Here is a 6,834-nt window from a genome sequence, read left to right as displayed (position 1 = left end):
GCTGCGCGGCTGCCTGAACGCGACCTGCATGAACAGCGCAGGCCCTCGGGAAAGCCAATACCTGACGCTGCAACTGGTGATCATGTACGCGCGCCTGATCGAAAATGCACATTTCCGCCAGAGCTACCGCGACCGCTTGACCTTGTCCCTCAAGCCCCTCGATGAAATCGCTGACCTGGCCAACGAACAGTTACTGGCGCTTGATGAAAGCGGTCGCATCATCGGCGCCAACCGTGCCGCCTTTGTCGCCCTGGACTTGGCTGTGGGTCCGGCACTGCTGGGCACCGCCATCGATCGCCTGCTGCCAACCACAATGGACGAATTGCTCAAACTCACCAACGGTGGCGCCCAAGGCGTGCGTTTGCGTGGTCTTCGGGATGAGGCGTTGCTGGAGGTCGGCCTGCGGATCCCTTCCCAACAGCACCGCCCGCGCCCCATCGCCCGCCCTGCCCCTGACGCACACCCGGACCTGCAACAACTCGCCGGCCTCGACCCCCAACTGCAACAGAGCGTCCACCGGGTGCGCAAGGTGATCGACAAAGGCATCCCGATTTTGATTACCGGCGAGACCGGCACCGGCAAGGAAGCCTTTGCCCGCGCGATCCACCACGCCAGCCTTCGTCGCGCAGGGCCTTTCGTCGCACTCAATTGCGCAGCCATTCCGGAGACCCTGATCGAGAGCGAGCTGTTCGGCTATCGCGCCGGCAGCTTTACCGGCGCGAACCGAAAAGGCATGAAGGGCAAGTTGGAACTGGCGAATGGCGGCACGCTGTTTCTCGATGAAATTGGCGACATGCCCGCCCATTTGCAAACCCGCTTGCTAAGGGTGCTGGCGGAGCGGGAAATCGCGCCGCTGGGGGCTGAAGTGCCGGTGGTGCTGGACGTCCAGGTGATCTCGGCGACTCACCAGGACCTGCCCACGATGATCGGCGAGAAACGCTTTCGCGAAGATCTGTTCTATCGCCTCGCCGGCATGAACCTGGCGCTGCCCGCCTTGCGCGAACGCAGTGACCGCGCCGCGCTGATCGAGCAACTGCTCGCGGCACAGGACGAAACCCGCGCGCTACGACTGAAAGCGGATGCCCGTCAGTGCCTGCTCGACTACCACTGGCCCGGCAATATCCGCCAACTCCTCAATAGCCTGCGCTACGCGGTGGCCCTGGCTGAAAACGGCGTTATCGACCTGGACTGCTTGCCCAGCGAAGTGCTGGCGCCACAGCGCCTGTCACTGTCCGCCAACACCACCCCGTTGGCCGTCAGCTTGGGCGAACAGCTGGGCGACGAAGAGTTCCGTCGCCTGCTGGCAACCCTGCGCCAGCATCGCTGGAACATCAGTGCCGCCGCCACCGACCTGGGCATCTCCCGCTCCACGCTGTACCGCAAAATGAAAAAGCACGGCGTCGTCGCGCCCAACGACCAGTTCTGATACGCCCAAAAAAATGCCGGCGCCCTTGCGGCTGCCGGCATTTTTTTCGCCAGATCACACTTGGATGTAAACCACGTGGGTATGGGTGTACTCATACAAGCCGTGCTTGCCGTCCGCGCCGCCAATGCCGGACTTGCGCGCCCCGGCATGGAAGCCCTGCATCGCTTCGAAGTTCTCTCGATTGATGTAGGTTTCGCCGAAGTCCAGCTCGTTGCTCCCGCGCATGGCAGCAGTCAGGCTGCGGGTGTAGATCGATGACGTCAGGCCGTATTCGCTGTCATTGGCCAGGGCGATGGCTTCGTCCAGGTCTTCGACAATCTGGATCGGCAGCACCGGGCCGAAGATCTCCTGGCGCATGATCGCCATCTCGCCGCCACACCCGGCCAGCACCGTCGGCTGGTAATGGAAGCCCTGGCCCTTACCAGCCACCGCGCCGCCCGTGACCACTTCGGCCCCCTGCTCCTTGGCAATGGTGACCATCCGCGCGACCTTGTCCAGCGCCGCCTGGTTGATCAGCGGCCCCATGTCCAGATCGTCCTCGGCCAACGGGTCGCCGTAGCGGGTCGCGGCCATTGCGGCGGCAATCTGCTCGATGAACTGATCGGCGACCTTGCGCTCGACATACACCCGCTCGGCGCAGTTGCAGACTTGCCCGGTGTTGATCACCCGCGAAGCCGTGATGGCCTTGACCGCGAGGTCCAGGTCGGCGTCCGCCAGCACGATGGCCGGCGCCTTGCCACCGAGTTCCAGGTTGAGCTTGGTGATGTTCGGCGCCGCCGCGGCCATGATCCGCGAGCCGGTGCCGACGCTGCCGGTGAAGCTGATCAAGTCGATGCCGGCATGGCGGGTCAAGTTATGCCCCACGGTCGCCCCCGTGCCGCTGACGACATTGAACACCCCGGCCGGCAGGTCGGTCTCGGCCACCAGGCGGGCAAACTCGAAGCAGTTGATGGGCGTTTCTTCGCTGGGCTTGATCACAATGGTATTACCGGTAACCAGCGCCGGCGCCATCTTGCGAGCGATCAGGAAGAACGGAAAATTCCACGGCAGGATACCGGCCACCACGCCCAGGGGCTTGCGCAGCAGGAATATGCTTTCGCCGGCGCGGTCGCTGGTCAGTACCTCGCCCTCAAGGCGCCGTGCCCACTCGGCCATGTAGTCCAGGTAATCGGCGGTGAAGTTGACTTCCACCCGCGCCAATCCCAGTACTTTGCCTTGCTCGGCGGTGATGATATGGGCGAGTCGTTCGGCGTTGTCGCGCACTTTGCTGGCGATTTTGCGCAGGTAGCCGGCGCGTTCGATGGCCGGGCGGGCGGCCCAGCTTTTTTGCGCCTTGCGCGCTGCGGCAATCGCCGCTTCGACTTGCTCGCCGCTGGCTTCGGGCACCCGCGCCAGTAAAGCGCCGTTGGCCGGGTTGTGCACCTCAATGCTTGGGTCGCTGGGAATGAAGGCGTTGGCGATGAAGTTCTGGTAATTGATGATCTCGGTCATGTGCTTGCTCTCGCGGTCAGTTTCAGAACGATGCAGGTGCATTCATTTGGCGGTGAAGGTTTTCCAGACCCCGCCTTCCTGCTGCAGGTCGTGGGCGCGCTTGATCAGGTATTGGTGGATCTGCTCCACCTGTTCCGGCGTGAAGGCGTCGGCAAAGGACGGCATGCCATCCGGCACTCGACCGCCAAAGAGAATGCCGAGGAACATCTGGTGTTTTTCCGCCGTCAGCTTGCGCAGGTCCGGCAGCACGCCGCCGCTGACTGCATGAATGCCGTGGCATTGGGAGCAATAGCCGTCGTAGAGCTTGGCGCCGGCGTCCACTGCGGCCTGGTCGCCGGTCAGGGGCGGCGGTTTCGGGGTGTCGGCGAGCGGTGCCGGCTCGTTGAGTTTCGCCGTGCCGCCCAGTTTGTAGGTCAATACCTGCGAGAACGGCCGGACCCCGGCGCGCAGGGACAAGGCACCGGCAAAGGTCGAGAAGGCACCGCCCCATCCGGCCATGAACGTCACGTACTGCTCACCGTCCACGCTGTAGGTAATCGGCGCCGCCATCACACCGCTGGCCGCCGGCTGCTCCCAGAGTTTCTTGCCACTGTCGGCGGCATAGGCGATCACCCGGCCGTCGGCGCTGCCCTCGAACACCAGGTTGCCGGCGGTGCTCAAGGTGCCGCCGTTGAAGATCGTCACATAGGGCACTTCCCAGGCCGGTTGTTGCTTGACCGGGTCCCAGGCGATCAGCTTGCCCGACCAGCCCTTGGCCATTTCCAACAGCCCATCGGCGTCCTCCGGCATCATCCCGGTGCGCAGGCCCAGTTGGTACATGCTCTTGAACGGGTTGCGCTTCGGCGCCTCGGGGATGTGCTCGTAGTAGGCGGACATGATGTGCGCCGGGATATACACCAGGCCGGTGTTCGGGTTGTAGGACATCGGCTGCCAGTCGTGGGCGCCCCAGAACGCGGGCGTGACCAGCTTGCGCTTGCCATCCTTCCAGTACGCGGCATTCTCGTCATCGACGATGGGCCGGCCCGTCTTCATGTCCATGCCCTTGGTCCAGCTCTGCGGCACGATGCCCTTGGCGGACAACAGCTCACCCGTGGCGCGGTCGATCACGTAGAAGAAACCGTTCTTCGGCGCTTGCATCAGCACCTTGCGCGGCTTTCCATCGATCGGCAGTTCCGCGAGGATCATGTGCTGGGTGGCGGTGTAGTCCCAGGCGTCCCCCGGTGTGGTCTGGTAGTGCCAGGCGTACTCGCCCGTATCGGCGTTGACCGCGACGATGGACGACAGGAACAGGTTGTCGCCCTTGGCCTGGCTCCGCCATTTCGGGTCCCACAACGATCCATTGCCCACACCGATGTACAGCAGGTTCAAGTCCGGGTCGAACGCAAAGGAATCCCAGGCCGTGCCGCCGCCGCCCTGGGCCACATAGGCGTCGCCGTGCCAAGTCTTGGCGGCGATGGCCATGGCCTTGTCTTCCGGCGGCAACTTGGGATCACCCGGCACCGTGAAGAAGCGCCAGGCCTGCTTGCCGGTCTCCGCGTCGTAGGCGGTGACATAACCGCGTACGCCGAACTCGGCGCCGCCGTTGCCGATCACGACTTTGCCATTGACCACTCGCGGGGCCCCGGTGATGGTGTAGCTGCGCGAATGATCGGCCCGGGTGTCCACCGACCAGGCGCGCTGGCCGGTCTTGGCGTCGATGGCTTCAAGACGACCATCGAGCACACCCACGTAAACCTTGCCCTTCCACACCGCGACGCCCCGGTTGACCGCGTCGCAACAAGCCTCACCGGCGCGGTTGCGGTCGGACTTGGGGTCGTACTTCCAGATCAACTTGCCGTCGCGCGCATCCAAGGCGTAGACCACCGAAAACGGACCGGTCGTATACATCACGCCGTCGACCACGATGGGCGTCGCCTCGACACCGCGATCCAGGTCCAGCTTGTAGCTCCAGGCGAGCCCCAACTGGCCGACGTTCTGGTCGCTGATCCTCTTTAACGGGCTGTAGCGTTGTTCGTCGTAGGTGCGGCCGGTACTCATCCAGTTACCGGGTTCCTGGTCGGCGGCGATAATGCGCTTGCCGTCGACATTCGCCGGCAGGTCCTGCGCCCAGCTCGGGACGGTATGGAAGGTAAGCGCCAGCACGACAAATAGCGTCTTGAGGGGAGCGCGGAGGGGCGCGTTCCGAGAAGCAGTAGGCACGGCGAGGCCAATCTGTGTCATGGGAGGACTCCTGGTTCTTATTAGTAGCGAAGCCATTGCGCTGCGCACCAGGAGAGGAGCAACCCCCATGCCACCGTTTGAAAATGCTGCGCAAGCCCCGATACATGGGGTTTTCGGCTCCTATCGCGGGTCGCGAAGCCGTGCGACAGTTGTCGCATTTGCCGCGACAGCTGTGCCAGAGGTGAGTCAGGTTGCGCACGATTCGTGAAGAAAGCCGTCACACGCAGGGCCTTAGCACCCGCGAGCGCGCGCCCTACAATGAGCGCAACCATCAGCAGGAGAACCAAGCGATGTTCGCCTCATTTGAATCGGGCCGATGCCAAGTCAATGGCATCACCGTCAGCTACCGCAAAGGTGGGAGCGGCCAAGGCCTATTGCTGCTCCACGGGCATCCCCAGACTCACGTCATGTGGCACAAGATCGCCGAACCCCTGGCGGAGCATTTCACCGTGGTCGCGGCGGACCTTCGTGGCTACGGTGACAGCGACAAACCGGCAGGCGACGCCGAACACCTCGCCTACTCCAAGCGACAAATGGCCCAGGACGGGCTCGAGCTCATGCGCGCGCTGGGATTCGTGAAGTTTGACGTGCTGGCGCATGACCGAGGCGCACGCGTCGCCCATCGCATGGCCATGGACCACCCGGACGCAGTGAAGCGCTTGATCACACTGGATATCGCGCCGACATTGGCGATGTATGAGCAAACCAACGAAGCGTTTGCCCGCGCCTATTGGCACTGGTTCTTCCTGATCCGTCCAGCGCCCTTTCCCGAGACACTGATCGAGGCTGATCCGGAGCAGTATCTGCGCAGCGTCATGGGCACCCGCAGCGCTGGCATGGCGCCTTTCACCGACGCCGCATTTGCCGAGTATTTGCGGTGCCTGGCACTCCCTGGCACCGCTCATGGCCTGTGTGAGGATTACCGGGCAAGCGCCAGCATCGATCTGGAGCATGATCGGAGCGACCGGCAAGCCGGGCGAAAACTCTCAATTCCGTTGCTCGCTTTGTGGGGAGCGGACGGCGTCGTGGGCCGTTGCTTCGATCCGCTTGGGGAATGGCAAAAAGTCGCGACCGACGTGCAAGGGAAAGCGTTGCCGTCGGGGCATTACATTGCGGAGGAAGTGCCAGAGCTTTTGATGGACGAGGTGCTTGGTTTCCTGCTTCCTTCGGTCCCGGGAGGCCGGTAGTTGCAGGCGGTACCCGTTTCGACAACACTCGCCAGCAGATGCCCTTATCCATCGAACGGTGAACCGACATGTCAGGCGAAAAATCGATTGCGAAATTGCTCAGCGGAATGAGCCCGACGCTCAACGACGGGGACTATGTCTTCTGCTGCGTCACTGACATGGACCTCGTCAAAGACGAGGAGATACTGGGCAGCTTCCGCGAAAAAGAAGGCCTGACCGTCATCATCGAGCGCAACAGGGCCCAGGCCCTGGGCCTGCACTTCGAATACGTCGCCGCCTGGATCACCTTGACCGTGCACTCCGCCCTGGATGCCGTCGGCTTGACCGCCGCCTTCGCAACCGCCTTGGGAAACGCGGGCATCAGCTGCAACGTCATCGCCGCCTACTACCACGACCACATCTTCGTGGGTCGGGAAGATGCGCAGCGGGCAATTGAGGTTCTGGAGGCGCTTGCCAGGTCCGGAGGCAGCGACTGAGCCGAAACTGCGGTCGACGGAACAAACCATCCAG

The 6,834-nt window shown here is 63.2% G+C and carries 5 protein-coding genes; 3 read left to right on the top strand and 2 right to left on the bottom strand.

Annotated features, from left to right (window positions below):
• On the top strand, positions 1-1,426 hold a 1,426-nt coding region (locus OC610_RS18065), incomplete at its 5' end, for a sigma-54-dependent Fis family transcriptional regulator (RefSeq protein ID WP_264429526.1).
• 54 nt (positions 1,427-1,480) lie between these two features.
• Here the strand turns inward: OC610_RS18065 and aldA are convergent.
• Together aldA and OC610_RS18055 are read right to left on the bottom strand one after the other, a co-directional pair.
• Positions 1,481-2,917 (bottom strand): aldehyde dehydrogenase, encoded by a 1,437-nt coding sequence (gene aldA, locus OC610_RS18060; protein WP_264429525.1) that lies wholly within the window; start codon positions 2,915-2,917, stop codon positions 1,481-1,483.
• A 42-nt stretch (positions 2,918-2,959) separates the two neighbouring features.
• Positions 2,960-5,137, bottom strand: a complete 2,178-nt coding sequence (locus OC610_RS18055) for a PQQ-dependent dehydrogenase, methanol/ethanol family (protein WP_264429524.1) — start codon at positions 5,135-5,137, stop codon at positions 2,960-2,962.
• 290 nt (positions 5,138-5,427) lie between these two features.
• On the opposite strand from OC610_RS18055, the gene OC610_RS18050 reads away from it, so the two are divergent.
• Together OC610_RS18050 and OC610_RS18045 are read left to right on the top strand one after the other, a co-directional pair.
• Entirely contained in the window at positions 5,428-6,324 is an 897-nt protein-coding gene (locus OC610_RS18050) for an alpha/beta fold hydrolase (RefSeq protein WP_264429523.1), read from the top strand.
• Positions 6,325-6,392: 68 nt separating this feature from the next.
• Positions 6,393-6,800: an ACT domain-containing protein gene (locus tag OC610_RS18045; protein WP_264429522.1), complete on the top strand. Its 408-nt coding sequence runs from the start codon at positions 6,393-6,395 to the stop codon at positions 6,798-6,800.
• Positions 6,801-6,834 lie beyond the last annotated feature (34 nt).

Source organism: Pseudomonas agronomica (assembly GCF_025917275.1).
In the GTDB taxonomy this organism is placed as follows: Bacteria; Pseudomonadota; Gammaproteobacteria; order Pseudomonadales; family Pseudomonadaceae; genus Aquipseudomonas; species Aquipseudomonas agronomica.
Note: the sequence above shows the minus strand (reverse complement) of the source record. Positions and strands in the feature narration are given on the sequence as shown.